Below are 23824 nucleotides of genomic sequence, written 5' to 3'. Positions count from 1 at the left end.
CCGCCTTGCCCATCGGTGGCGTCCTACACGCTTGTAGGGCGCCATCCCGCAGGCGGCGCGGCGGCCGCGCCCTACAGTTGCGCTCGCATCAGGCCGCCTGGGCCTGGGAAACCCGGTAACACTGATGGGCGCAATACTCGACCAGCGCGTCGATCTCGGTGGACTTGTCGAACACCGCGTCGACGCCGATCTGCGCACAGCGCTTGCGCACGCTGGCGTTGATGTAGTTGCTGAACACCACCACCTTCTGCCCCGGCCGCGCGCGCTGGATGCGCTGCGCGAGGTGGATGCCGCTGCCCTGCTTGAGGAAGAGGTCGACGATGATCAGGTCCCAGGCCTGCGGATTCGCCGCCAGCCAGGCCAGGGCCTCGTCCTCCGTCGCGCTGGTGCCCGCCACGCGCAGGCAGGTCAGCTCCTCCAGCGTTCCGACCAGGTTCTCGCGGATGGTGGGGTTGTCCTCGATGACGAAGGCCTGGAGGTTCACGAAGGGCTGGAGCGCGGTGCCAAGACGGGGAGCTTGCATCATGCGGCCCTGGCTCTGCCTGGCGGCCCGGACGCGCTCCCGTCCTGGGGTAGGACCGGACCTACCGGCGCGGGCGGTCCCCTCGGACCTTTGAATGCACGCCGCGCTGGGTGAACCCCTGCTGCAGGAGGACGCGCTGCGCGGCCTGATGGAGCGCACCGCGCGCATGGGCACCTGGGTGCTCGACGTCGCCAGCGGCGAGCTGGCCTGGTCGCCCGAGCTGGTGCAGCTGCACGAGGCCCCGCCCGGCTTCCAGCCCACGGCCGAGCAGGCCGGCGCCTTCTACACCCCCGAGTTCCGCGAGCGCATGCGCGAGCAGCTGCGGGCCTGCGTGGCCGCGGGCCGCGACTTCGACGAGGAGGTGCAGATCAGCACGCAGCAGGGCCGCCGGCTCTGGGTGCGCAGCGTGGGCCAGGCCGTGCGCGGCGAGGACGGGCGCGTCGAGCGCGTGCAGGGCGTGCTGCAGGTGATCGAGCCGCACGGCCGGCACGCCGGCGACGAGCCCTTCGCCACCATCGACGCCGACGGCCGCATCAGCTACCTGAACGAGGCCGCGGCCGCCCTGCTCGCCGGGGGCGAGGCCGGGCCGCAGCGTCCCACGCTCATCGGCCGCTCGCTCTGGGCCTGCTTCCAGAAGACGGCGCGGGTGCGCCTGGAAGAAGGGCTGCGCCATGCCCTGGCCTCGGGCGAGCGTTTCGAGCTGGAGGCGCAGGATGCGCGCCTGGCCCGCCACATCGAGCTGCAGGGCGACGCCTTCGGCGCCGGGCTCGCGCTGCGCATGCGCGACGTGACCGAGCGCCATGCCGCGCAGCAGCACCTGCGCCTGCTGGAGAGCAGCATCGCGCGGCTGAACGACCTGGTCATCATCACCGAGGCCGGGCCCTTCAGCGAGCCGGGCCCGCGCATCGTCTTCGTCAACGAGGCCTTCGAGCGGCGCACCGGCTACGCGGCCGAGGAGGTGCTGGGCCGCACGCCGCGCCTGCTGCAGGGGCCCGCCACGCAGCGCAGCGAGCTGGACCGCATACGCACGGCCCTGGAGCAGTGGCAGCCGGTGCGGGTGGACCTGGTCAACTACAAGAAGAACGGCGAGCCCTTCTGGGTCGACCTGGAGGTCTCGCCGGTCTGGGACGCACAACGCCGGCTCACGCACTGGGTGGCGGTGGGGCGCGACATCACCGAACGCAAGACGGCCGAGGAGAAGATCCAGTACCTCGCCTTCTACGACCCGCTGACCCGGCTGCCCAACCGGCAGCTGCTGCTGGACCGGCTGCATGCCGCGCTGGACGACCCCGCCTCCCCGCGCGAGGGTGCGCTGATGTTCATCGACCTGGACAACTTCAAGGTGCTCAACGACACCCTGGGCCACCAGCAGGGCGACATGCTGCTGCAGCAGGTCGCCGAGCGGCTGCGCTCCTGCGTGGCGCGCGGCGACACGGTGGCGCGCCTGGGCGGTGACGAGTTCGTGATCCTGCTGGAGAACAGCGGACAGAAGCCCATGGACCCGCTGACGGGCGCCCGGGCGGTGAGCGAGCGCATCCTGGCCAAGCTGGGCGAGCCCTACGGCCTGGCCGGGCACCAGCACCACTCCACCTGCAGCATCGGCGTCGCCCTGTTCGGCAAGACGCCCTGGTCGGTCAGTGAGCTGCTCAAGCATGCCGACCTGGCCATGTACCAGGCCAAGGCCGCGGGCCGCAACACGGTCCGTTTCTTCGACCCCGAGATGCAGGCCACCGTGACCGCCAGCGCCACCCTGGCGACCGACCTGCGCCAGGCCTGGCGCGAGGGCCAGTTCCTGGTCGACTACCAGCCGCAGGTGGCCGTGGACGGCCGGCTCACGGGGGTGGAGGCGCTGCTGCGCTGGCGGCATCCGCGGCGCGACATGGTGCCGCCGGCGGACTTCATCTCCACCGCCGAGGAGACCGCGCTCATCGTGCCCATAGGCCGCTGGGTGCTGGAGCAGGCCTGCGCGCAACTGGCGGTGTGGGCCGCCGTGCCCTCGCGCGCCCACCTCAGCATCGCGGTGAACGTCAGCGTGCGTCAGTTCCGCCACCCGGACTTCGTGGAGGAGGTGCTGGAGATGATCCGCCACGCCAAGGTGCCGCCCAACAAGCTCAAGCTCGAGCTGACCGAAAGCCTGCTGGCCGAGGACATCCAGGGCACGGCGGCGCGCATGCAGCAGCTCAAGGCCATGGGCGTGGCGCTGTCCATCGACGATTTCGGCATGGGCTATTCATCGCTCAGCTACCTCAAGCGCCTGCCGCTGGACCAGCTCAAGATCGACCGCGAATTCGTCAAGGACATCCTCACCGACCCCAGCGATGCCGCCATCGCGCGCACCATCATCGGCCTGGCGCAGAGCCTGGGCCTGGGCGTGGTGGCGGAGGGCGTGGAGACCGAGGCGCAGCGCGACTTCCTGGCCCAGCAGGGCTGCACGGAATACCAGGGTTTCCTGTTCAGCAAGCCGCTGCCGATCGCGCAGCTGGAGGCCTACATCGACGCGATGCCCGCCTGAGGGGCACGCGCCGCAGCGGCGCGCTTCAGACCGGCGCGATCTTCAGCGGCGCGCCCGGGAAGGAGCGTGGCAGGCGCAGCAGGATCTGGCCGCTCTCGCGCAGCAGCTCGGCGCCTTCCACCTGGGCCAGGGCCTGCACGTCGGACCAGTCGAGCTGGCGGTAGGCGGGCTCGAAGGGCAGGCCCTCGAAGCCGTCGTCGCGCGGGGCGGTGCGCACCGTGATCTGCGCGAAGCCCGGCAGCACCTCGGCCCGCACCGACACCACGCAGGGACCGCCGGCCGCGTCGGTGAGTGTGATCAACGAGGCGATGAGCAGGTTGCGCAGCGCCACGCGCGAGACCTGGAAGGCGGTGTCGGGCACCTCCCGCTGCACCAGGAAGCCGCGGAAATTGAAGTTGCTGGCCAGCAGGGCCAGGCACTCGTCCACGCCCTCGGGCAGGCGGACGATCTCGTCCTCGCCCGGCTCGATCCAGGCCGCCACCTTCAGGCAGTTCGCCACCGCCTCGCGCGCCAGCCGGTTGAGCTTGGCGATGCTGGAGGCGAATTCCTGCGGGGCGGGCGTGCTGCGCTCCAGGCGCGCGTTCAGCACCTCCGCCATCATCGCGATGGCCTGCAGGTTCACCACCATGTCGTGCTTGAGCGCCGGTCCCAGCCGCCGCAGCACGCCGTAGCGGGCCGCCTCGGCGCCCGCGCGCGAGCGCCGCGCGCCGGGCGTCGCGGCCAGGGGGGTGGGGGCGGCAGGGCCCCGTGCACCGGCGATGCCGGTGTCAGCGAACGCGGCCATGGGCGTCTCTTTCGTTCACGAAGGGCAATCGGCGATCCAGGACTGCGGAGATGAGCCATGCATGGTGCCAAACCCAGGCGCCCAGCTTGCGTGGGCCTGGGGCGCACGCGGCTGTAGGAGAGCGCCCGCAAGCGCGGCCGTCGGGCGACCCGTCCGCCGCGCGGCGCTATGCTCGGGCGATGAACAAGGCTTTCACCCGCGAGCCGGAGGGCGAGGGCGACGACGACGAGGCCGTCCTGCCGCAGGTCCCACCAGGCACCCGGAACTACATGACGCCCCAGGGCTACGCGCGGCTGCGTGCGGAACTCATGCAGCTCATCGATGAGGAGCGGCCCAAGGTGGTGGAGGTGGTGCACTGGGCCGCCTCCAACGGCGACCGCTCCGAAAACGGCGACTACATCTACGGCAAGAAGCGCCTGCGCGAGATCGACCGCCGCATCCGCTTCCTCACCAAGCGGCTGGAGGCCGCCGAGGTGACCGACCCCTCGGTGCACCACGGCAGCGACCAGGTCTTCTTCGGCGCGACGGTGACCTATGCGGACGGGGAGGGCCAGGAGCGCACCATCACCATCCTGGGCATCGACGAGGCCGACAGCCTGAACGGGCAGGTCAGCTGGATCTCGCCGGTCGCGCGGGCGTTGCTCAAGGCCCGTGTCGGTGACGCGGTGCGCCTGGTGACGCCGGCCGGCGTGCAGGAGATCGAGGTGCTGGAGGTGCGCTACCCGGCCGCGCCGGCCTGAGCCTGCGCGCGCTCAGTTGGCCCCGGGGCGCACGCGTTGCACCCGCATCACCGAAGGCGTGCGGCGCAGCGTGCGCATGGCAGCCTCCAGGTGGCTGCGGTCGCGCACCGCGACCAGGAACTTCAGGTCGGTCGCGTCCTGCGCCTTTTCGTCGTCCATCACCACGTGCGTGATGTCGGCCTCGGCGCTGGCCAGCGCCGCGGCAACGCGGGCCAGCACGCCCTTGCCGTTGCCGACGGTGACTTGCAAGCCGGTCTCGAAGGGGCGCACCGGCTCATCGCTCCAGCCCACGGTGATGAAGCGCTCGGGGTCCTTGTGCTGAAGCCGGCGCGCGACCGCGCAATCCTCGGCGTGCACCACCAGGCCCTCGCCGCGCCCCAGGTAGCCCAGGATGCGGTCGCCGGGCACCGGCCGGCAGCAGCTGGCGAACTGCACCGAGGCGTTCTCGCTGCCGTCCAGCATCACCTCGCCCTGCGAGACGTTCTCGTGCGCGGTGTAGCGCTCGCGGCTGATGAGCAGCTGGTCGGGCTTCTCGCCGCGCTCGGCCAGCAGGTTGACCAGGCGCTTGGCGACGATGCTGGCGATGCGCTTGCCCAGGCCGATGTCGGTCAGCAGTTCCTCGCGGCTGCGGTTGCCGGTGAAGCGCAGCAGGCGCTCCCAGATGCTGCGGTGTTCCTCGCCGTCGCCGGGCAGCTTCTCCAGGCCTTCGGCGCGCAGGGCCTGCGCCAGCAACTTGACGCCCAGCTCCTGCGATTCGGTCTGCTTGAGCGTCTTCAGGTGGTGGCGGATCTTGGAGCGGGCGCGGCCGGTGCGCACGAAGCCCAGCCAGGCCGGGTTGGGCGCCGACACCGGCGCCGTCACCACCTCCACCACGTCGCCGTTCTTCAGCTCGGTGCGCAGCGGCACCTGCACGCCGTTGATGCGCGCCGCCACCGTGTGGTCGCCCACGTCGGAGTGGATGGAATAGGCGAAGTCCACCACCGTGGCGCCGCGCGGCACGGCGATGATCTGGCTCTTGGGCGTGAACACGTAGACCGCGTCGGGGAACAGGTCGATCTTGACGTGGTCCCAGAACTCGGCGGCATCGCGCGTCTCGTGCTGGATGTCCAGCAGCGACTGCAGCCACTTGGTGCCCAGGCGGTCGGACTGGTCGGCGGCCAGGTCGCTGGCCTTGTACAGCCAGTGCGCGGCCACGCCGGACTCGGCCACCAGGTGCATGGCCTCGGTGCGCAGTTGGAACTCCACGTTGACGCCCGAGGGCCCCACCAGCGTGGTGTGCAGCGACTGGTAGCCGTTCACCTTGGGGATGGCGATGTGGTCCTTGAAGCGGCCGGGCACCGGCTTGTAGAGCTGGTGCAGCACGCCCAGCGCGGTGTAGCAGTCGATCACGCCCGGCACGATCACGCGGAAGCCGTAGATGTCGGTGACCTGCGCGAAGCTCAGGTGCTTCTCGTCCATCTTGCGGTAGATGGAGTAGAGCGTCTTCTCGCGGCCGGCGATGCGCACCTGCAGGCCGGACTGCTCGAAGGCGGCCTCCACGTCGCGCTGCACTTTCTGGATGATGTCGCGGCGCCGGCTGCGGGCGCGCGACACGGCCTTGTTCAGCACCTGCCAGCGCCAGGGCTGCAGGTGGCGGAAGGACAGCTCCTGCAGCTCGCGGTAGGTCTGGTTCAGGCCCAGGCGGTGCGCGATGGGCGCGTAGATGTCCAGCGTCTCCGACGCGATGCGCGACCACTTCTCGCGCGGCACGTCCGACAGCGTGCGCATGTTGTGGGTGCGGTCGGCCAGCTTCACGAGGATGACGCGCACGTCGCGCGCCATGGCCAGCAGCATCTTGCGGAAGGACTCGGCCTGGCTCTCCTCGCGCGTGTTGAACTGCAGCTTGTCCAGCTTGGTGAGCCCGTCCACCAGCTCGGCCACCGGGGCGCCGAAGCGCTCGATCAGGTCCGGCTTGGTCACGCCACAATCCTCGATCGCGTCGTGCAGCAGGGCGGCCATCAGGGCCTGGGCGTCCAGCTTCCACTCCGCGCACTGCGCCGCGACGGCGATGGGGTGGGTGATGTAGGGCTCGCCGCTGGCGCGCATCTGGCCCAGGTGGGCCTCGTCGGCGAAGCGGTAGGCGCGGCGCACCTGCTCGACCTCGGCGGCATCCAGGTAGTCCAGCCGGGCCGTCAGCGCGGCGAAGCTCGCCGCCGCCGCATTCATGGCCGCCGGGCTGGACGCATCCGGGCCCGGGCGCCTGCCCTTGCCGGATGAGGATTGGATGACCGCGCTCACGGCTTCAATGTAGCGCACCGGCCCGGCCGCGGCACCCCGGCGGCGGGAAAGTCCTGTCGCAGCTTGCGAAAAGTCGCGCAGCAGCCCCTGCAGGGCGCGTGCGGGCGATGCGGCCGGGGCAAAGAAAAAGGCACCGCGCGGGCGGTGCCTTGGCGTGCCGGTGTCCACCGGCGGGGGCCAGCCGGGGCCGGCGCCACGGGACTCAGCCCGGGACCTTCTTGAGCATCTCCAGGCCGACCTTGCCGTCGGCGATCTCACGCAGGGCGGTGACGCCCGGCTTGTTCTTGCTCTCGATCTTGGGCGTGTGGCCCTGGCTGAGCATGCGGGCGCGGTAGGTCGCGGCCAGCACCAGCTGGAAGCGGTTGGGGATCTTCTCGAGGCAGTCTTCGACGGTGATGCGGGCCATGGGGGTCTTCCGTTTCAGAGGATGTTGAGGGCCTTGAAGGTGTCGGCGCGGGCGCGGTGCTGGGCCGAGTACTTCAGGCGCTGGGCGTGGACGATCGCCTTGAGGTCAAAAAGCGCCCGTTCAAATAACTCATTGATTATAACGAAGTCGAATTCCTTGGCCTGGGCGAGTTCTTCCTGCGCGTTGCGCAGCCGGATCTCGATCACCTCGGCCGAATCCTCGCCGCGGCGCTCCAGGCGGGAGCGCAGTTCCTCCCAGCTGGGCGGCAGGATGAACACCAGCACCGCGTTGGCAAAGATGCGCTTGACCTGCAGGGCGCCCTGGTAGTCGATCTCCAGGATCACGTCCGCGCCGGTGGCGATGCGTTCCTCGATGGCCCGCTTGGAGGTCCCGTAGCGGTGGCCGTGCACGTTCGCCCATTCGAGGAAGCCGCTGGCCAGGACCATGGCGTCGAACTCCTGGGTCGAGACGAAGAAGTACTCGCGGCCGTGCTTTTCCTGGCCGCGTGGCGGCCGGGTGGTGTGGGAGACGGAGGGCTGGACGAGCGAGTCCAGCTCCAGCAAAGCCTTGACCAGACTCGATTTGCCCGCGCCGCTGGGCGCGGCGACGACAAAGAGGTTGCCGGGGTAATCCATGCCGAATTTTAGCGGGCCGGCCCGGCCCCCCGCGCAAAGGCGCTCAGTGCGCCACCAGCACGGGCACCGTCATGGCCTGCAGCACGGTGCGCGAGGCACCGCCCAGCACCCATTCCCGCGCCCGCGAATGGCCGTACACGCCCATCACCAGCAGGTCGGCGCCCAGGTCGCACGCGCGCGAGAGGAAGTGGTCGCCCACGGTGTCGGGCTCGGCCTCGGCCTCGCGGTGCCAGCGTGCTTCCACCCCCCGGCGCTGCAGCCAGGCCGGCAAATCCAGGCCGCCCGCCGGCGTGGTGGCGCCTTCGCCCCAGGTGAGCACGTGCACCTCGCGCGCCTGCTGCAGCAGCGGCAGGGCCGCCGCCACCGCACGCGCGGCCTCGCGGGTCGGTTTCCAGGCGATCGCGAGGGTCTGGGGCAGTTCCAGGGCGCGGGCCGTGTAGGGCACCACCAGCGCCGGCTTGCCGGCGGTGAGCAGCACGCTCTCGACGAAGTCGAAGGGGATGCCGGCCGGCCCGCCCTCGGGCTGGTGCTGGCCCAGCACCAGCAGGTCGGCGTACAGGGCCTGCTCCGAGAACGAGCTCACCAGCGGGAAGCCGGACAGCTCGCACCAGCTGGCCGTGTCGCCCGGCGCCTGCGAGGCGTCGAAGACCGCATGGGCCTGGGCCCGGCGCTGCACGTCGATCTCGCGCAGCGCGTCCAGGGCCTGGGGCCCGGCCTCGGCGGCGAAGGGCACCTCGACCATGGACGGGATCACGGCGTAGGCCGCGGCCAGCGCCGCCTCATGCCGGGCGGCGATCTTGCGGGCGTAGGCCAGGCGCACCGCGGCGGGGGCGGCGTCGTCGAGGTGGACCAGCAGCTGGTGCAGGGGGGCTTTCATGGCAGGCTCCGGGACAACGGGGATGCCTGCATCTTGCGGCGCGGGCCAGCGCGCGGGGTTGACGATCATCAATGGCCACCCGTCCCCGCGGTGCCGGCTCATGGGGCGGGCCGCCGCCGCCGGGCTTGGCGCCGCAACAAAGCGATTCAGCTGCGGCCCTTGCAGACCGGCCCGGCGGTGCCACCTGCCCCAGAATGACCCCGGACAACGACCGCATGCCCAACCCTGAATTCCTACGCCTCATGCAGGAGGCCACCGCCCTGACCCGCGCCGGCGACCTGCGGGCCGCCACGGCCGCGATCCAGCAGGCCCTGGCCGGCGGGGTGCCCCAGGGGGAGGGCGGCGCCCCGGCCCCGGCCCGGCCCCAGGAAGAGGTGATCGACGTGGAGGCCCGCTGGGTGCCCGAGGCCCGGCCGCTGGCGGGGCCGCAGGAAGAGGGCGTCGGTCCGGGTTCGGTCGAGGGCAACGAGGTACCGGCGGCTCCGGGCGTGGAGTCCCGGGCGCCAGCGCAGGACACTGCCGGCGCCGGCGCCGGTGCAGGCCCGGGCGCAGGCCCGTCTTCCCAGCCCGAAGCCTTCATCGCCGGCCGCTGGGGCGAGGGCCCTGCCGCGCGCGACTACAAGCTCTACATCCCGCCGGCGGCCGGCGCCGGCCGGCCCCTGCCGCTCGTGGTGATGCTGCACGGCTGCACCCAGCACCCCGACGACTTCGCGGCCGGCACGCGCATGAACGAGGCGGCGCGCGAACGCGGGCTCTACGTGCTCTACCCCGCCCAGTCGGCCCAGGCCAACCCGCAGCGCTGCTGGAACTGGTTCAAGCACAGCCACCAGGGCCGTGACCGGGGCGAGCCCGCCATCCTGGCCGGCATGGTGCGCGAGATCGCCCGCCGCCACGCCGTCGACCCGGCGCGCATCTATGTCGCCGGCCTGTCCGCGGGCGGGGCCATGGCGGCCATCCTGGGCCAGGCCTACCCGGACCTGTTCGCCGCGGTGGGGGTGCACTCCGGGCTGGCGGCGGGCGCGGCGCGCGACCTGCCCTCGGCCCACCACGCGATGCGTGCCGGCGCCCGGCCCGCGGCCGGGCAGGCCCCGCGCGTGCCCACCATCGTGCTGCACGGCGACGCCGACAAGACGGTGCACCCCGACAACGGCCAGCAGCAGTTCGCGGCCGCCGCCGGGCTGGGCCCGGACCACGGGGCCGCGGAGGCCGGCCGCGCCCCGGGCGGGCGGCGCTTCACGCGGCGCGTGCGCCGGGACGCCGCCGGGCGGGTGGTGGCCGAGTACTGGGAGGTGCACGGCGCCGGCCACGCCTGGTCGGGTGGCAGCCCGCGCGGCAGCTACACCGACCCGCAGGGGCCGGATGCGACCGAAGCCATGCTGCGCTTCTTCGATGGCCAGCGCCGCACGCCGTCGGCCTGAGGGCCGGCCGCGCTGCGGCCAAGGTCCCTCACTCGATGTTCTGCACCTGTTCGCGCATCTGCTCCACCAGCACCTTCATGTCGACGGAGATGCGCGTCAGCTCCAGGCTGGCCGACTTGGATCCCAGGGTGTTGGCCTCGCGGTGAAGCTCCTGGATCAGGAAATCCAGGCGCTTGCCCGCTTCGCCGCCCTTCTTCACCAGCCGCTCGATCTCGTCCAGGTGCGAGGCCAGGCGCGTCAGCTCCTCGGCCACGTCGATGCGGATCGCGAAGGCCGTGGCCTCGGCCAGGGCCCGGTCCTCGGCGGCCTGCGGCGCGGTGGCGCCGGCGGCCAGGTTCATGGCCTCGCGCCAGCGCTCCAGGAAGCGTTCGCGCTGCTGTTCCACCAGCTGGGGCACCAGGGGGGCGGCCTGCTGCGCCAGCGTGCGCAGCTGCCCCAGGTGGCCGAGCAGCATGGTGGCCAGCCGGGCGCCCTCCCGGGCGCGGGCGGCCTGCAGCTCATCCACGGCCTCGCGCGCCAGCTGCATCAGGGGCTGGGTCCAGTCGGTGCCACCGGCGCCGTCCGTGGCCGACAGCCGCAGCACGTCGGCCACGCCCAGGGGCCGGGCGTCCGGCATCCAGGCCCGCACGCTGTCCTGCAGGGTCGCCAGGCGCTGGAGCAGGCGGGGGCTGGGCTCGCGCACCGCGTCGCTGGCGGTGGATTCGACCCCGGCACGCAGTTCGACCTTGCCCCGCTTCAGCCGCTGCTGCAGCAGCTCGCGCAGGGCCGGCTCGTGGGCCCGCAGCTCCTCGGAGAGGCGGAAGCTGATGTCCAGGAAGCGGCTGTTGACGGCCCGGATCTCCAGGCCGATCCGTGTGGCGGGCGCACCGGCCGTGGCCGCCGCGAGGATGTGCTGGCCGGACGCATAACCGGTCATGCTGTAAACTGACATCGAGGGTCTTTCCGTCAGGGAGTGGGGGGCGCAAAAGCGGGGATCGCGAGCCCTCCCGAGTGGGCGGTGCCTCGCTGAAATTATGTCAAAGGTCAAACCCTCGCCCCTTCCGCCCGACACCGTCATCGGTGGCTATCGCGTCGTCCGCAAGGTCTCGGCGGGTGGCTTCGGGGTGGTGTACCTCGCGGTCGACAGCGAAGGCCAGCAGGTGGCCGTCAAGGAATACCTGCCCGCGTCCCTGGCCACGCGGGCCCCGGGCGAGCTGCTGCCGCAGGTGCCGCCCGAGAAGCTCTCCCTGTACCGGCTCGGCCTGAAGAGCTTCTTCGAGGAGGGGCGCTCGCTCGCCCAGATCTCGCACGCCTCCGTGGTGAGCGTGCTGAACTTCTTCCGCGAGAACGAGACCGTCTACATGGTGATGAACTACCTGGAGGGCGCGACCCTGCAGGACTTCATCATCACCGCGCGCGAACTGAAGAAGCAGAAGGTGTTCCGCGAGTCCACCATCCGCTCGCTGTTCGACGAGATCCTGCGCGGGCTGCGCATCGTGCACCAGCACAAGATGCTGCACCTGGACATCAAACCGGCCAACATCTTCATCACCGACGACAACAAGGCGGTGATGATCGACTTCGGCGCCGCGCGCGAAGTGCTCTCGAAAGAGGGCAACTTCATCCGCCCGATGTACACCCCCGGCTTCGCGGCCCCCGAGATGTACCGGCGCGATTCGTCCATGGGCCCGTGGACCGACATCTACGCTATCGGCGCGTGCATCTACGCCTGCATGCAGGGCTACCCGCCCAACGACGCCCCCCAGCGGCTCGAGAAGGACCGCCTGGCGCTCGCGCTCTCGCGGCTGCGCGGCGTCTACTCCGACAACCTGATCGAGGTCGTCGAGTGGTGCATGTCGCTGGACCCGCTGTCGCGCCCGCAATCGGTGTTCGCGCTGCAGAAGGAGCTCAGCCGCGAGGGCGAGCGTCGCTACACCAAGCTGACCGTGGGCGAGAAGATGCGCCTGCAGTTCGACAACATGGTCTCGGACACCAAGAAGACCGTGAAGCGCGCCGCCGCGGCCACCGGCTTCGGCAGCAAGGGCCGCGCATGAAGTTCTCGGTCTTCCAGGTCAGCCGCAAGGGCGGGCGCGAGAAGAACGAAGACCGCATGGGCTACTGCTACACGCGGGAGTCCGGGCTTTTCCTGCTGGCCGACGGCATGGGCGGCCACCCCGAGGGCGAGGTCGCGGCCCAGCTGGCGCTGCAGTCGGTGGCGGCGCTCTACCAGAAGGAGGCGCGGCCGGTGATCCAGGACGTGACCGGCTTCCTGGCCATGGCCCTGATGTCGGCGCACCACCAGATCATCCGCTACGCCAGCGAGAAGGGCATGCTGGACACGCCCCGCACCACGCTGGTGGCCGCCGTGGTGCAGGGCACCGCCGCCACCTGGGTGCACTGCGGCGATTCGCGGCTGTACGTGGTGCGCGGCGGCGAGCTCGTCACCCGCACGCGCGACCACTCCTACCTGGAGCAGCAGGCCGCCGCCGGCATGCGCGGCGCGCCGGTCAACCGCAACATCCTCTTCACCTGCCTGGGCTCGCCCACCAAGCCGGTGTTCGACGTCACCGGCCCGGTCACGCTGCAGCAGGGCGACAAGATCCTGCTGTGCTCGGACGGGCTGTGGGGCGCGCTCAGCGATGCCGAGATCGTGCGCCACCTGTCGGCCAAGCCGGTCTCCCAGGCCGTGCCCGACCTGGTCGAGCTGGCGCTGCGCACGGCCGGCACCCACAGCGACAACGTGACCGTGATCGCGCTGGAGTGGGAAACGCCCGACACCTTCGAGTCCACGCGCGGCATCTCCACCGACAGCATCAGCGACGGCGTCTTCGCCTCCACCATCCAGGCCGGCGTGGGCGATGCGCCGGTGGACGACCTGGACGATGCCGCCATCGAGCGCTCCATCGCCGAGATCAACGAGGCGATCCGCCGTTCGGCGGCCCGCAAGACCTGACCCCGCACGCCGCCTGCGCGGCGTGCCTTCCAGCCCCAGGAATCCCATGAGCTTCATCCGTACCGGCGGCCGCACCGCCGACCAGCTTCGTCCCGTGCGCATCACGCGCGGCTACACCATCCACGCCGAGGGCTCGGTGCTGGTCGAGTTCGGCCAGACCCGGGTGCTGTGCACCGCCTCCGTCGAGGAGAAGGTGCCACCGCACAAGCGGGGCAGCGGCGAGGGCTGGGTGACGGCCGAGTACGGCATGCTGCCGCGTGCCACCCACACCCGCGGCGACCGCGAAGCGGCGCGCGGCAAGCAGAGCGGCCGCACGCAGGAGATCCAGCGCCTGATCGGCCGCTCGCTGCGCGCCGTGTTCGACCTGAAGCGCCTGGGCGAGCGCAGCATCCAGCTCGACTGCGACGTGCTGCAGGCCGACGGCGGCACGCGCACGGCGGCCATCACGGGCGCCTGGGTGGCCGCGCAGGACGCGGTCAATCGCCTGCTGGCCGAGGGCAAGCTGAAGGAGTCGCCCATCACCTCGCACGTGGCCGCCGTCTCGGTGGGCATCGTCGAGGGCACGCCGCTGCTGGACCTGGAGTACGTGGAGGACGTGTCCTGCGACACCGACATGAACGTGGTCATGACTGGCGCCGGCCATTACGTGGAAGTGCAGGGCACGGCCGAGGGCGTCCCCTTCACCCGCAAGGAGATGGACGAGCTGCTGCGCCTGGCCGAGAAGGGCATCGCCGAGCTGGTGCAGATGCAGGAAGCGGCCCTGAAGGCATGAGCATCCGCCGCCTCGTCCTGGCCTCCAACAACGCCGGCAAGCTGGCCGAGTTGCAGGCCATGTTCGCGCCGCTGGGCCTGGAGCTGGTGCCGCAGGGCGCGCTGGGCATCCCCGAGGCGCCGGAGCCGCACCGCACCTTCATCGAGAACGCGCTGGCCAAGGCCCGCCATGCCGCGCGCGAATCGGGCCTGCCCGCGGTGGCCGACGACGCCGGCCTGTGCGTGGAGGCCTTCGGCGGCCTGCCGGGGGTGGACACCGCCTACTACGCGACGCAGTTCGGCTACGCCAAGGGCGACGACAACAACGTGCGCGCCCTGCTGGAGCAGATGCAGGCGGTGGACAACCGCCGCGCCGCGCTGGTCAGCACCCTGGTGGCGCTGCGCAGCCCGGAGGACCCGGAGCCGCTGGTGGCCGTGGGCCGGGCGGCCGGCGAGATCACGCGTGCGCCCGTCGGGGAGAACGGCTTCGGCTTCGACCCGGTGATGTTCATCCCCGAGTTCGGCAAGACCTTCGCCCAGCTGCCGGTCGAGGTGAAGAACGCCCACAGCCACCGCGGCCAGGCCGCCCGGCAGATGGTCGAACTGATGCGCCGCGCATGGCCGATCTGAGTCACTTCCTGCGACCCGGCACGCTGCAGCTGGGCGCGCCGCCGCCGCTCTCGCTGTACGTGCATCTGCCGTGGTGCCTGCGCAAGTGCCCCTACTGCGACTTTAATTCGCACGAGATGAAGGCGGGCGAGCTGCCCGAGCAGCGCTACCTGGACGCGCTGCTGGCCGACCTGGAGGCCGCCCTGCCGCTGGTGTGGGGCCGGGGCGTGCACAGCATCTTCATCGGCGGCGGCACGCCCAGCCTGTTCTCGCCCGCGGGCATCGCCCGCCTGCTCAGCGACATCCGCGCGCGGCTCAAGCTCGCGCCCGATTGCGAGATCACGCTGGAGGCCAACCCGGGCACCTTCGAGCGCGACCGCTTCCGCGCCTTCCGCGACGCGGGCGTGACGCGCCTGTCCATCGGCGTGCAAAGCTTCGACGACGACAAGCTGCATGCGCTGGGGCGGGTGCACGACCGGGCACAGGCGATCGCCGCGGTGGAGGAGGCGCAGCGCGCCTTCGACACCTTCAACATCGACCTGATGTACGCGCTGCCGGGGCAGGACCTCGCCGGCCTGGAAGCAGACCTGGGCGAGGCGATCGCGCTCATGCCACCGCACCTGTCCGTGTACCACCTCACGCTGGAGCCCAACACCTATTTCGCCAAGTTCCCGCCGCAGGTGCCCGACGAGGACCTGGCCTACACCATGCTGGACCGCATCACCGAGCTGACCGGCCTGGCGGGCTACGGCCGCTACGAGGTGTCGGCCTATGCCAAGCCCGGCCACCGCTGCTGGCACAACCTGAACTACTGGCAGTTCGGCGACTACCTGGGCATAGGTGCGGGGGCGCACGGCAAGCTGAGCTTCCCGCACCGGGTGGTGCGCCAGGTGAAGCTGCGCGAGCCCCGCCTGTACATGGAAAAGGCCCTGCAGGGCCAGGCGCTGGCGCAGGAAGAGGAGGTGCCGCGCGCGCAGCTGCCCTTCGAATTCATGCTCAACGCGCTGCGCCTGCGCGAGGGCTTCGCCCTGAAGGACTTCCAGGACCGCACCGGCCTGCCGCTCTCGGCCATCGCGGACGCGCTGCAGCAGGCGCAGGCGCGGGGCCTCATCGAACGCACGCTCACGCAGGTGACGCCCACCGAGCGCGGTTTCGATTTCCTGAGCGACCTGCAGTCGCTGTTCCTGCCCTCGGACTGATCGCGGCGGGCTGCGCCTCAGGCGCAGGTGGCGTGGCCCGTGGCCAGCAGGGCCCGGCCCGCGTTGTTCACCCGAATGCACTGCACGGCCTCCTGGCCCGGGGCGCGCAGCGCCCAGGTGTGGACCGTGCCGGGCAGGCCCTGCAGGCGGCCGTCGGGACCGAAGGCGACGCTGGCCGTGCCCGCGGTGCTGAACAGGCTGGGGTCCGTCGACCCTTGCGGCCTGACCCGCAGCACCGGTTCACCCGGGTCCAGCCGGCCGTTGCCATCGATGTCGACCCAGACCGTGCGCGCATGCCCCCAGTGGTTGCGCAGGCCGCAATCGGCCCCCGCGCCCGCGCAGACGCCCACCCGCTTGCCGCGCCGCGCGGCCTGCTCCTGCGCATAGGCGAGGTCGGCAACGAAATCGCGGGCCTGTGCGGCGCTGCGGCGGGCCTGCCAGCTGTCGTGGATGCTGGGCGCCGCCAGGCCGCCCAGAATGCCGGCCACGAGCAGGCCCGCCACCAGGTCGGGCAGCACGCGCCCGGACGCGCGCCGCCTGGTGCCTGTGAATCTGCCCGTGTTCGTGATGGCGTCGTGCATGAAACCTCCCTGGGATGTAGTGCCGAACTGCGGTCCTGGCATGACCTTAGGCAGCAGCGGCGGGGCGCGGGCATCGGGATCGCAAATCGTCCTGGGCGGTAACGAAACATCACTTCCAGGGAACGGAACGGCTGAGTCCGGGTTATGCGTCGCACGCATAACCCGGCTGGAAAGCGGCATTTGCGCCGTCGGGCGGGCGGTCCTAGAGTGGGCACGGGCCACAAGCCCGCTTCACGAGAACAAGAGACCCCATGAACGCCACCACCCCCCAGATCCATGACCGCGTGCAAGCGGTGATCGCGCTTGCGGCCACGAGCCTTGCGGGCGCCACCCGGCAGAAGGTCCAGGCCACCGCGGCGGACTACTTCCGCCGGCTCGACAGCGATGATGTGAGCGCCCGCTCGCCGGAAGACCTCCTGGCCGCGCTGGTCTCCCACCTCTCGCTCGGCGAGCAGCGCCGGCCCGGCGAACTGCGCATGCAGATCCACAGCCCGGGCGCCGGGGAAGGCAGCGGCCCGCGCCGCACGGTGGTGCAGCTGGTGAACGACGACATGCCCTTCCTGGTCGATTCCAGCAGCCTGGAGATCAGCCGCCAGGGCCTGGGCCTGCACCTGATCGTGCACCCCATCTTCGCGGTGCAGCGGGACGGCCAGGGCCGGCTGGGCGCGATCGCGCCGCGTGCCGAGGCGCCGCAGGCCCCGCGCGAATCCTGGATCCACATCGAAATCGACCGGCTGCTGGACGCCGAGCGCCAGGCCGCGCTGGCCGAGGGGCTGCGCCACGTGCTGGGCGACGTGCGCGCCGCGGTGGGCGACTGGCGCGCCATGCTGGAGCGGCTGGCGGCCGTCACCGACGAACTCGGGCGCGCGCCCGGCAGCGTGCCGCTGGCGGAGGTGGCCGAGAGCCGCGCCTTCCTGCAGTGGCTGGCCGACGACCACCTCACCCTGCTCGGCTACCGCAACCACGACCTGGTGCAGCACGAAGGCGGGGCGGCCCTGCGCGTGGTGCCGGGCAGCGGCCTGGGCGTTCTGCGCGAGCAGGACGGCGACACGCTCTCGGCCAGCTTCATGGCGCTTCCGCCGCAGGCCCGAGCGCTCGCCGCCGCGCCCAGCCCGGTGCTGGTGGTGACCAAGTCCAACACGCGATCCACGGTGCACCGCGCCGGCTACACCGACTACGTGGGCGTGAAGCGCTACGACGACCAGGGCCGCGTGGTGGGCGAGCACCGCTTCCTGGGCCTCTTCACCTCCACCGCCTACAGCGCCCGGGTGGACGAGACCCCGCTGCTGCGCGGCAAGGTGGCGCAGGTGGTGGAGCGCGCCGGCCTGCCTGCCGGCAGCCACCTGGCGAAGGCCCTGGTGCATGTGCTGGAGAGCTATCCGCGCGACGACCTGTACCAGGTGCCGGACGAGGCCCTGTACGGCACCGCCATGGGCATCGTGGCGCTGGGCGAGCGCCAGCGGCTGCGGCTGTTCGCCTGGACCGACCCCTTCGAGCGCTACGTGTCCTGCCTGGTGTACGTCCCGCGCGATGCCTACTCCACCGACCTGCGGGTGAAGTTCCAGCGCATCCTGATGGCGGCCTACGCCGGCAGCAGCGCCGAGTTCGACGTGATGCTGACCGAGCAGGTCCTGGCGCGCATCCATTTCACCGTGCGCACCACGCCCGGCGCGATCCCGGTGGTCGATGCGCGCGAGGTCGAGCGCCAGCTGGCCGCGGCCGCACGCCGCTGGGACGACGAATTGCGCGACGCCCTGGTCGAGGCACGCGGCGAGGCCGAGGGGCTCGCGCTGCACAAGCGCTGGGGCGCGGCCTTCCCGGCCAGCTACAGGGAGCGCTTCGATGCACGGGCCGCCGTGCCGGACGTCGGCAAGCTGGACGCGCTGGACGCCGCGCAGCCCCTGGGCCTGGCGCTGTATGCGCGTGACCCGGCGCGGCCGGGCGCGCTGGGCCTGAAGGTCTACCGCCGCGGCCAGCCCCTGGTGCTGTCCGACAGCCTGCCGCTGCTGGAGGCCATGGGCGCGCGTGTGATCGCCGAGTCGAGCTGGCAGGTGCAGAACCCGCAGGCCGGGGACGCGAGCGCGCTGTGGATCCACGACTTCGAGCTGGAGGCGGCGCTCTCCGGTGAGGTCGCGCCCGATGCGCTGGCGGCCCTGTTCGAGGACGGCTTCGCGCGCGTGCTGCGCGGCGAGGTGGAGGGCGACGACTTCAACCGGCTGGTGCTGCTGGCGGCCTTGCCGGCGCAGGAGGTCGTGGTCCTGCGGGCCTATGCGCGCTACCTGCGGCAGATCGGCTTCCCGCAATCGCAGGCCACCATCGCCGCCACGCTGGCGGCCCACCCGCGCATCGCCCGCATGCTGGTGTCGCTGTTCCGCCTTCGCTTCGACCCGGCCCAGCACGACGCCGAGGCCGCCGCCGCCCAGGTGCGTGCCATCGCCCAGGCGCTGGACAAGGTGGAGAACCTCAACGAGGACAAGGTGCTGCGCCAGCTGCTGGCCCTGGTGCAGGCCACCCTGCGCACCAACTTCTGGCGCACCGGCACGGGCGCGAGCGGCGAGGCCGGCCCGCGCCGCGCCTTCCTCAGCCTGAAGCTGGACAGCGCGGCCGTGCCCGGCCTGCCGCAGCCGCGCCCGTTGTACGAGATCTGGGTCTACTCGCCGCGCTTCGAAGGCATCCACCTGCGCGGTGGCAAGGTGGCGCGCGGCGGGCTGCGCTGGTCCGACCGGCCGGACGACTTCCGCACCGAGGTGCTGGGCCTGGTGAAGGCGCAGATGGTCAAGAACACCGTGATCGTGCCGGTGGGCTCCAAGGGCGGCTTCGTGCTGAAGAAAGCGCCGCCGGCCAGCGAGCGCGAGGCCTTCATGAAGGAGGGCGTGGCCTGCTACCAGGATTACCTGCGCGGCCTGCTGGACCTCACCGACAACCTGGTCAAGGGCCAGCCCGTGCCGCCGCCGCAGGTGGTGCGCGCCGATGGCGACGACCCCTACCTGGTGGTGGCGGCCGACAAGGGCACGGCCACATTCTCGGACTACGCCAATGCGGTGAGCGAGGAGTACGGCCACTGGCTGGGCGATGCCTTCGCCTCGGGCGGCAGCGTGGGCTACGACCACAAGGCCATGGGCATCACGGCACGCGGCGCGTGGGAGAGCGTGAAGCGCCACTTCCGCGAGCTGGGCAGGGACATCCAGTCCACCGACTTCACGGTGGCCGGCATCGGCGACATGTCGGGCGACGTCTTCGGCAACGGCATGCTGCTGTCGCGCCACATCCGGCTGGTGGCGGCCTTTGACCACCGGCACATCTTCCTGGACCCGGCGCCCGAGGTCGCGGCCTCCTTCGCCGAGCGCGAGCGGCTCTTCAAGCTGCCGCGCTCGTCATGGGCCGACTACGACGCGGGGCTCATCTCCGCCGGCGGCGGCGTCTGGGCGCGCAGCGAGAAGTCCATCCCGCTCTCGCCGCAGGTGCGCGAGGTGCTGGGCATCACCGCCGAGCGGCTGGCGCCCGCCGAGCTGGTCTCGGCCATCCTGAAGGCCCCGGTGGACCTGCTCTACAACGGCGGCATCGGCACCTACGTCAAGGCGTCCAGCGAACGCCATGCCGAGGTCGGGGACCGCGCCAACGACGCGCTGCGCATCGACGGCCGCGAGCTGCGTTGCAAGGTGGTGGGCGAGGGCGGCAACCTGGGCTTCACGCAGCGCGGGCGCATCGAGGCGGCGATGGCGGGCGTTCGCCTGTACACCGACGCGATCGACAACTCGGCCGGCGTGGACACCTCGGACCACGAGGTCAACATCAAGATCCTGCTGGGCCTGGCCGAGGGCGAGGGCCGCCTCACGCGCGAGGCGCGCAACGCGCTGCTGCCCACCATGACCGACGAGGTCGCGGCGCTGGTGCTGCGCGACAACTATTTCCAGACGCAGGCGCTTTCCATCGCGCGGCGCACGGCGCCCCAGATGCTGGACGAGCAGGCCGGCTTCATCCGCTTCCTCGAGAAGGCCGGCCGGCTGGACCGGGGCATCGAGTTCCTGCCCGGCGACGAGGAGATCGCGCAGCGTCGCGCGCGGGGCGCCGGCCTCACCGCACCGGAGCTGGCGGTGCTGCTGGCCTACAGCAAGATGTGGCTGTACGACGAGATCCTGGGCTCGCAGCTGCCGGAGGACCCCTGGGTCGCGGGCGTGCTGCAGCGCTACTTCCCGAAGGCGCTGCAGGAGCGCTTCGGCGAGGACATCCCGCGCCATCCGCTGCGGCGCGAGATCATCGCCACCTACGTGGTCAACAGCATGGTGAACCGTGTCGGCCCCAGCTTCGTCTGGCAGATGGCCGAGCAGACCGGGGCCAGCGCCGACCGTGTCGTGCGCGCCTGGCTGGCCGCCCGCGAAGCCTTTGGCAGCGTGCCCCTGTGGCAGGCGGTGGAGGCGCTGGACAACCGCGTGCCCGACGAGGCGCAGGCCGCGATGGCGCTGGAATGGCGCCGCCTGCTGGAGCGCGGCTGCGACTGGTTCCTGCGCTCGCGCCGCGGCGCCGAGCCGCTGGACGCCCTGGTGGCCCGCCTGGGCCCGGCCGTGGCGCTGGTGCGCGAACGCCTGCAGTCCGCCGGTGCGGACGACCTGCGCGCGCTTGCCTGGCAGCAGGTGGGCGTGCCGGCGCCGCTGGCGGCGACCGTGGCCTCGGCGCAGCGCCTCTTCGGCGCGCTCGACGTGGCCGAGATCGCCGAGACGGCCCGCTGCGCGCTGGGCACCACGGCGGACGTGGCCGCGATCGTGGGCGAGCGCCTGGGCCTGGAGCGCCTGCGGGTGCAGATCGAGGCCCTGCCCACCGACAACCGCTGGCAGGTACTGGCCAAGGCGGCGCTAGCCTCCGACTTGGCGGGCCTTCGCCGCACCATCACGCTGGACGCGGCCAGCCAGCCGCAGGGCGATGGCGAGGCGCGGGTGGCGGGCTGGCAGGCGCGCAATCCGCTCGCTTTCGCGCGGGCGCAGCGGCTGGTGACGGAACTGGGAGAGGCGGCGAGCCCGGACCTGGCGATGCTGTCGGTGGCGTTGCGGGAGCTTCGCAACCTCGTCGAGGGTTGACGCGCACGACCGGCTCGTCGGGGACAAGGTGTCCTGTGGGCCGGCAACAACGGGCGCCTGGTGCGGGACTGTTTGAGGCGATCGAGAACGAACAATGGCTTCTGCGACACCGATGCCATGTTCTCTGTAATGAATCGTCGCATCCTCCGCGTCCCGGGCACGCGCGCATACCAGGAGGATCAGACAAAACGCGCGCGCCAGGCGTCGTGAGGGCCTGGCCGGACCACCATGCGATGCATGGTGGAGTGCAGGCCCACGTGGGTTCTTATTGGCGTCCTTTCCGGCGCAGTCCATGCTCAGGGCGTTGATGCCCTGAGCGATCAGGCGCGCAGGGAGCGCGAGCGCCAAGAGCAGTTCCGCGAGCTGTTGCAGCCCTCCCCCAGCATTCAGCTGCAGCGGAACCCGACGCCCCGAGTGGGACGGTTGCCCGAGGAGCTTCCATGCGTCCGGGTCAACGCCATCGTCATCGAGGGCCAGGAACCCCTGGCGGTTCGCGAGGACGAGCTTCCGCTGTGGCTCGCCGGGCCGGGTGAGGATCCCATCGGCCGCTGCATCGGGGCCCGCGGCATCGATCTGCTGGGGACCCGCCTGCAAAACGGATTGATCGGGCGCGGGTATGTCACCTCGCGCGTTCTCGTTCCGACCCAGCAGGTCGCGCAAGGTGTCCTGACCTTCACCGTACTGCCCGGTCGAATCGCAGGCATTCGAGGAGATTTCCCCAGGGCGGGCGCAATCCCGCCGCTGCGGCCCGGCGACGTTCTCAACCTGAGGGACATCGAACAGGCGCTGGAAGCGTTGCAACGCGTCCCCACGGCGCGAGCCGACATCCAGATCGAGCCGGCTTCCGACGCCTCGCTGGGCCCGGGCTAAAGCGACCTGGTGGTGAACTGGTCGCAGCAGAAGAGCTGGCGCACCACCTTCACCCTGGACGACAGCGGCAGCCGCGGTACGGGGAAGCTGCAGGCCAGCGCCACACTGAGCCTGGACAACGCGCTGGGCCTGAACGATCTCTTCTATGCCACGCTGGGCCAAAGTGCCGGCTGGGCCGACGCGGGTCCCCGAGGCAACCGCGCGCTCACCTTGCACTATTCCGCACCCGTGGTCGCCTGTTCCTCAGCTTCCCAACGCAGCTGAGAACGAACTTGCTCGTGTGCGCGCTGACTCCGAGGGGTTCATCGCCAGAATGGACGACCTAGAAGCCAAAGGCCACCCGTAACGCTGCCGGACGGCTCAGTTCTGAAGCGCTTGCCCGGGCTTCGGCGCTGGATGTGGGACGGAGAATTCTGCGGCAACATCGATTTGCGCTGGCAAATCGGAACGACAGAACTGCCGCCTCACTTCCATGGCCATATCGGCTTTGGGGTGGTGCCCTGGAAGCGGGGGCTTGGCTACGCGAAGTCGGCATTGGCCCAGCTCTTGCCTGAGGCTGCGTCCCTCGGACTTCCCTTCGTTGACCTCACCACCGATCCTCACAACTTCGCCTCTCAGCGTGTCATCGTGGCCAACGGTGGTGTGCTCGTAGAGCAGCTTCCTTAAGCCGTCGAAGTCCGGCATTCAGCCTGGGCTTCGGTTTCGCATCTCGTTGGAGCGCAGCGTCACCTTGGCCGACAGAAGGAAGGCAGGCCGCTAAATCGCATGGATTTTCTTGAGTTTTTCGAATTGAGTCAGAGTTCGCCTCGTCCGAACGAACTTGGGCTTTGCGCCGCGGCAGGCGGCTTGCACGGGTGAATTGCAGTCCGCGCTGCGTAGGCCTGGCCGGTAGGGGCTGCCCCTTCGCTTTGCCATCACGCCTTCGATGCGCAGCCCAGCCCCAACCATCGCCGCGAACAGGTCATCGTCGGCCGGAGGGTCTCCGGAGAGAACGACGCTGGCCTTGGGCCATGACGCATCGAGCCGCTGCAGGCGCTCAAGTCGGGTGCCGTCTGGTTCTGGGCTGCTGATCTGCCTTGCTCAGGCCTTCCCGAGGTATTTTTATCCTTGTCCTGAAAATAGAGCCCTGATACAAGCACGGGCTACAACAGACGCGTTCGGAATACCAAACACTTGGCAGGGCATAGAGGAGGCACCTTGGCATCCACGGGGATGGCAGGCCAACTTCGAATACTGCCGCAGTGCGCGACCTGCGCAGCCTTGTGAGTTCATACCCGTGGAGATGCCGAGCAGCAAATGCCCTGTCTCCTCTCGGCAGGATCTTACTCCCCCATTCACCAACACCGGGCCGAAGATGAAATCTCTTCCTTTGTCCGTGACCTGCCTCGCCCTGGCAGGCTGCGTAACCCTCACGGGTACCTACGAAGTCAAGGCCGTCGATGCTGACGGGGTTCAGCTCAACAAGCTCACCAACATGGCCTTCGGCCGAAGCATCTATACCGTTCGCAACGCGTTGTGCATCAGGTTCCCGAAGTCCAAGGTGGTGATCACCGACTGGGAAACCAAGAAAGAGTTGTCGGGTGAGAGCCCGTACCAATGCGCCTGATGCACTGCGCGCCCTGAAGGCGCGCTCAAGGTT

At 70.8% G+C, this 23824-nt stretch carries 21 protein-coding genes; 13 read left to right on the top strand and 8 right to left on the bottom strand.

Annotated features, from left to right (window positions below):
* Positions 1-88: 88 nt before the first annotated feature.
* A complete protein-coding gene (locus tag IM725_RS08675; protein WP_193780180.1) occupies positions 89-523 on the bottom strand; it encodes a response regulator in 435 nt (144 codons plus the stop codon).
* A 94-nt stretch (positions 524-617) separates the two neighbouring features.
* On the opposite strand from IM725_RS08675, the gene IM725_RS20710 reads away from it, so the two are divergent.
* Positions 618-3035 (top strand): bifunctional diguanylate cyclase/phosphodiesterase, encoded by a 2418-nt coding sequence (locus tag IM725_RS20710; protein WP_193780179.1) that lies wholly within the window; start codon positions 618-620, stop codon positions 3033-3035.
* Positions 3036-3060: 25 nt separating this feature from the next.
* On the opposite strand, the gene IM725_RS08665 is transcribed toward IM725_RS20710, so the two are convergent.
* Positions 3061-3819 (bottom strand): hypothetical protein, encoded by a 759-nt coding sequence (locus IM725_RS08665; RefSeq protein ID WP_193780178.1) that lies wholly within the window; start codon positions 3817-3819, stop codon positions 3061-3063.
* Positions 3820-3998: 179 nt separating this feature from the next.
* Here IM725_RS08665 and greB point away from each other — a divergent pair, with 179 nt between their 5' ends.
* The gene (greB, locus tag IM725_RS08660; RefSeq protein WP_193780177.1) at positions 3999-4559 is read left to right on the top strand and encodes a transcription elongation factor GreB; all 561 of its coding nucleotides are present in this window, start codon (positions 3999-4001) and stop codon (positions 4557-4559) included.
* 12 nt (positions 4560-4571) lie between these two features.
* On the opposite strand, the gene IM725_RS08655 is transcribed toward greB, so the two are convergent.
* The 4 genes from IM725_RS08655 to IM725_RS08640 form a co-directional block, all read right to left on the bottom strand.
* The gene (locus tag IM725_RS08655) at positions 4572-6836 is read right to left on the bottom strand and encodes a RelA/SpoT family protein (RefSeq protein ID WP_407692511.1); all 2265 of its coding nucleotides are present in this window, start codon (positions 6834-6836) and stop codon (positions 4572-4574) included.
* Between the two features lie 202 nt (positions 6837-7038).
* Entirely contained in the window at positions 7039-7242 is a 204-nt protein-coding gene (gene rpoZ / locus IM725_RS08650; protein WP_193780176.1) for a DNA-directed RNA polymerase subunit omega, read from the bottom strand.
* A 14-nt stretch (positions 7243-7256) separates the two neighbouring features.
* Positions 7257-7877 (bottom strand): guanylate kinase, encoded by a 621-nt coding sequence (gmk, locus tag IM725_RS08645; RefSeq protein WP_193780175.1) that lies wholly within the window; start codon positions 7875-7877, stop codon positions 7257-7259.
* Positions 7878-7920: 43 nt separating this feature from the next.
* The gene (locus IM725_RS08640; protein ID WP_193780174.1) at positions 7921-8754 is read right to left on the bottom strand and encodes a universal stress protein; all 834 of its coding nucleotides are present in this window, start codon (positions 8752-8754) and stop codon (positions 7921-7923) included.
* A 215-nt stretch (positions 8755-8969) separates the two neighbouring features.
* Here IM725_RS08640 and IM725_RS08635 point away from each other — a divergent pair, with 215 nt between their 5' ends.
* Positions 8970-10172: an extracellular catalytic domain type 1 short-chain-length polyhydroxyalkanoate depolymerase gene (locus IM725_RS08635; protein WP_193780173.1), complete on the top strand. Its 1203-nt coding sequence runs from the start codon at positions 8970-8972 to the stop codon at positions 10170-10172.
* Between the two features lie 28 nt (positions 10173-10200).
* Here the strand turns inward: IM725_RS08635 and IM725_RS08630 are convergent, their stop codons facing one another.
* Positions 10201-11103, bottom strand: a complete 903-nt coding sequence (locus IM725_RS08630) for a YicC/YloC family endoribonuclease (RefSeq protein WP_193780172.1) — start codon at positions 11101-11103, stop codon at positions 10201-10203.
* Between the two features lie 82 nt (positions 11104-11185).
* Here IM725_RS08630 and IM725_RS08625 point away from each other — a divergent pair, with 82 nt between their 5' ends.
* The 5 genes from IM725_RS08625 to hemW are packed head-to-tail and all read left to right on the top strand — an operon-like array spanning position 11186 to position 15662.
* The gene (locus IM725_RS08625; RefSeq protein ID WP_193780171.1) at positions 11186-12205 is read left to right on the top strand and encodes a serine/threonine protein kinase; all 1020 of its coding nucleotides are present in this window, start codon (positions 11186-11188) and stop codon (positions 12203-12205) included.
* Positions 12202-13104: a PP2C family protein-serine/threonine phosphatase gene (locus IM725_RS08620; protein ID WP_193780170.1), complete on the top strand. Its 903-nt coding sequence runs from the start codon at positions 12202-12204 to the stop codon at positions 13102-13104. The genes IM725_RS08625 and IM725_RS08620 overlap by 4 nt, the downstream gene beginning before the upstream one ends.
* Positions 13105-13150: 46 nt before the next feature.
* On the top strand, positions 13151-13876 hold the full coding sequence (rph, locus tag IM725_RS08615) for a ribonuclease PH (RefSeq protein ID WP_227753688.1): 726 nt from the start codon (positions 13151-13153) through the stop codon (positions 13874-13876).
* Entirely contained in the window at positions 13873-14484 is a 612-nt protein-coding gene (gene rdgB, locus IM725_RS08610) for an RdgB/HAM1 family non-canonical purine NTP pyrophosphatase (RefSeq protein ID WP_193780169.1), read from the top strand. The genes rph and rdgB overlap by 4 nt, the downstream gene beginning before the upstream one ends.
* Positions 14472-15662 carry a radical SAM family heme chaperone HemW gene (gene hemW, locus IM725_RS08605; protein WP_193780168.1) on the top strand — a complete coding sequence of 397 codons (1191 nt, stop codon included), beginning with the start codon at positions 14472-14474 and terminating at the stop codon, positions 15660-15662. Before rdgB ends, hemW begins: the two co-directional genes overlap by 13 nt.
* Positions 15663-15679: 17 nt before the next feature.
* Here the strand turns inward: hemW and IM725_RS08600 are convergent, their stop codons facing one another.
* Positions 15680-16243 (bottom strand): GspH/FimT family pseudopilin, encoded by a 564-nt coding sequence (locus IM725_RS08600; protein WP_193780167.1) that lies wholly within the window; start codon positions 16241-16243, stop codon positions 15680-15682.
* 251 nt (positions 16244-16494) lie between these two features.
* On the opposite strand from IM725_RS08600, the gene IM725_RS08595 reads away from it, so the two are divergent.
* From IM725_RS08595 to IM725_RS08575, 5 genes are all read left to right on the top strand, one after another.
* Positions 16495-21315: an NAD-glutamate dehydrogenase gene (locus IM725_RS08595; RefSeq protein ID WP_193780166.1), complete on the top strand. Its 4821-nt coding sequence runs from the start codon at positions 16495-16497 to the stop codon at positions 21313-21315.
* A gap of 237 nt (positions 21316-21552) precedes the next feature.
* Positions 21553-22185 carry a ShlB/FhaC/HecB family hemolysin secretion/activation protein gene (locus IM725_RS08590; RefSeq protein ID WP_193780165.1) on the top strand — a complete coding sequence of 211 codons (633 nt, stop codon included), beginning with the start codon at positions 21553-21555 and terminating at the stop codon, positions 22183-22185.
* Positions 22186-22197: 12 nt separating this feature from the next.
* Positions 22198-22449 carry a ShlB/FhaC/HecB family hemolysin secretion/activation protein gene (locus IM725_RS08585; RefSeq protein ID WP_193780164.1) on the top strand — a complete coding sequence of 84 codons (252 nt, stop codon included), beginning with the start codon at positions 22198-22200 and terminating at the stop codon, positions 22447-22449.
* Positions 22450-22581: 132 nt separating this feature from the next.
* A complete protein-coding gene (locus IM725_RS20365) occupies positions 22582-22851 on the top strand; it encodes a GNAT family N-acetyltransferase (RefSeq protein ID WP_227753687.1) in 270 nt (89 codons plus the stop codon).
* Between the two features lie 616 nt (positions 22852-23467).
* The gene (locus IM725_RS08575; protein ID WP_227753686.1) at positions 23468-23791 is read left to right on the top strand and encodes a hypothetical protein; all 324 of its coding nucleotides are present in this window, start codon (positions 23468-23470) and stop codon (positions 23789-23791) included.
* Positions 23792-23824 lie beyond the last annotated feature (33 nt).

The sequence above is a fragment of the Ramlibacter aquaticus genome (assembly GCF_015159745.1).
In the GTDB taxonomy this organism is placed as follows: Bacteria; Pseudomonadota; Gammaproteobacteria; order Burkholderiales; family Burkholderiaceae_C; genus Ramlibacter; species Ramlibacter aquaticus.
Note: the sequence above shows the minus strand (reverse complement) of the source record. Positions and strands in the feature narration are given on the sequence as shown.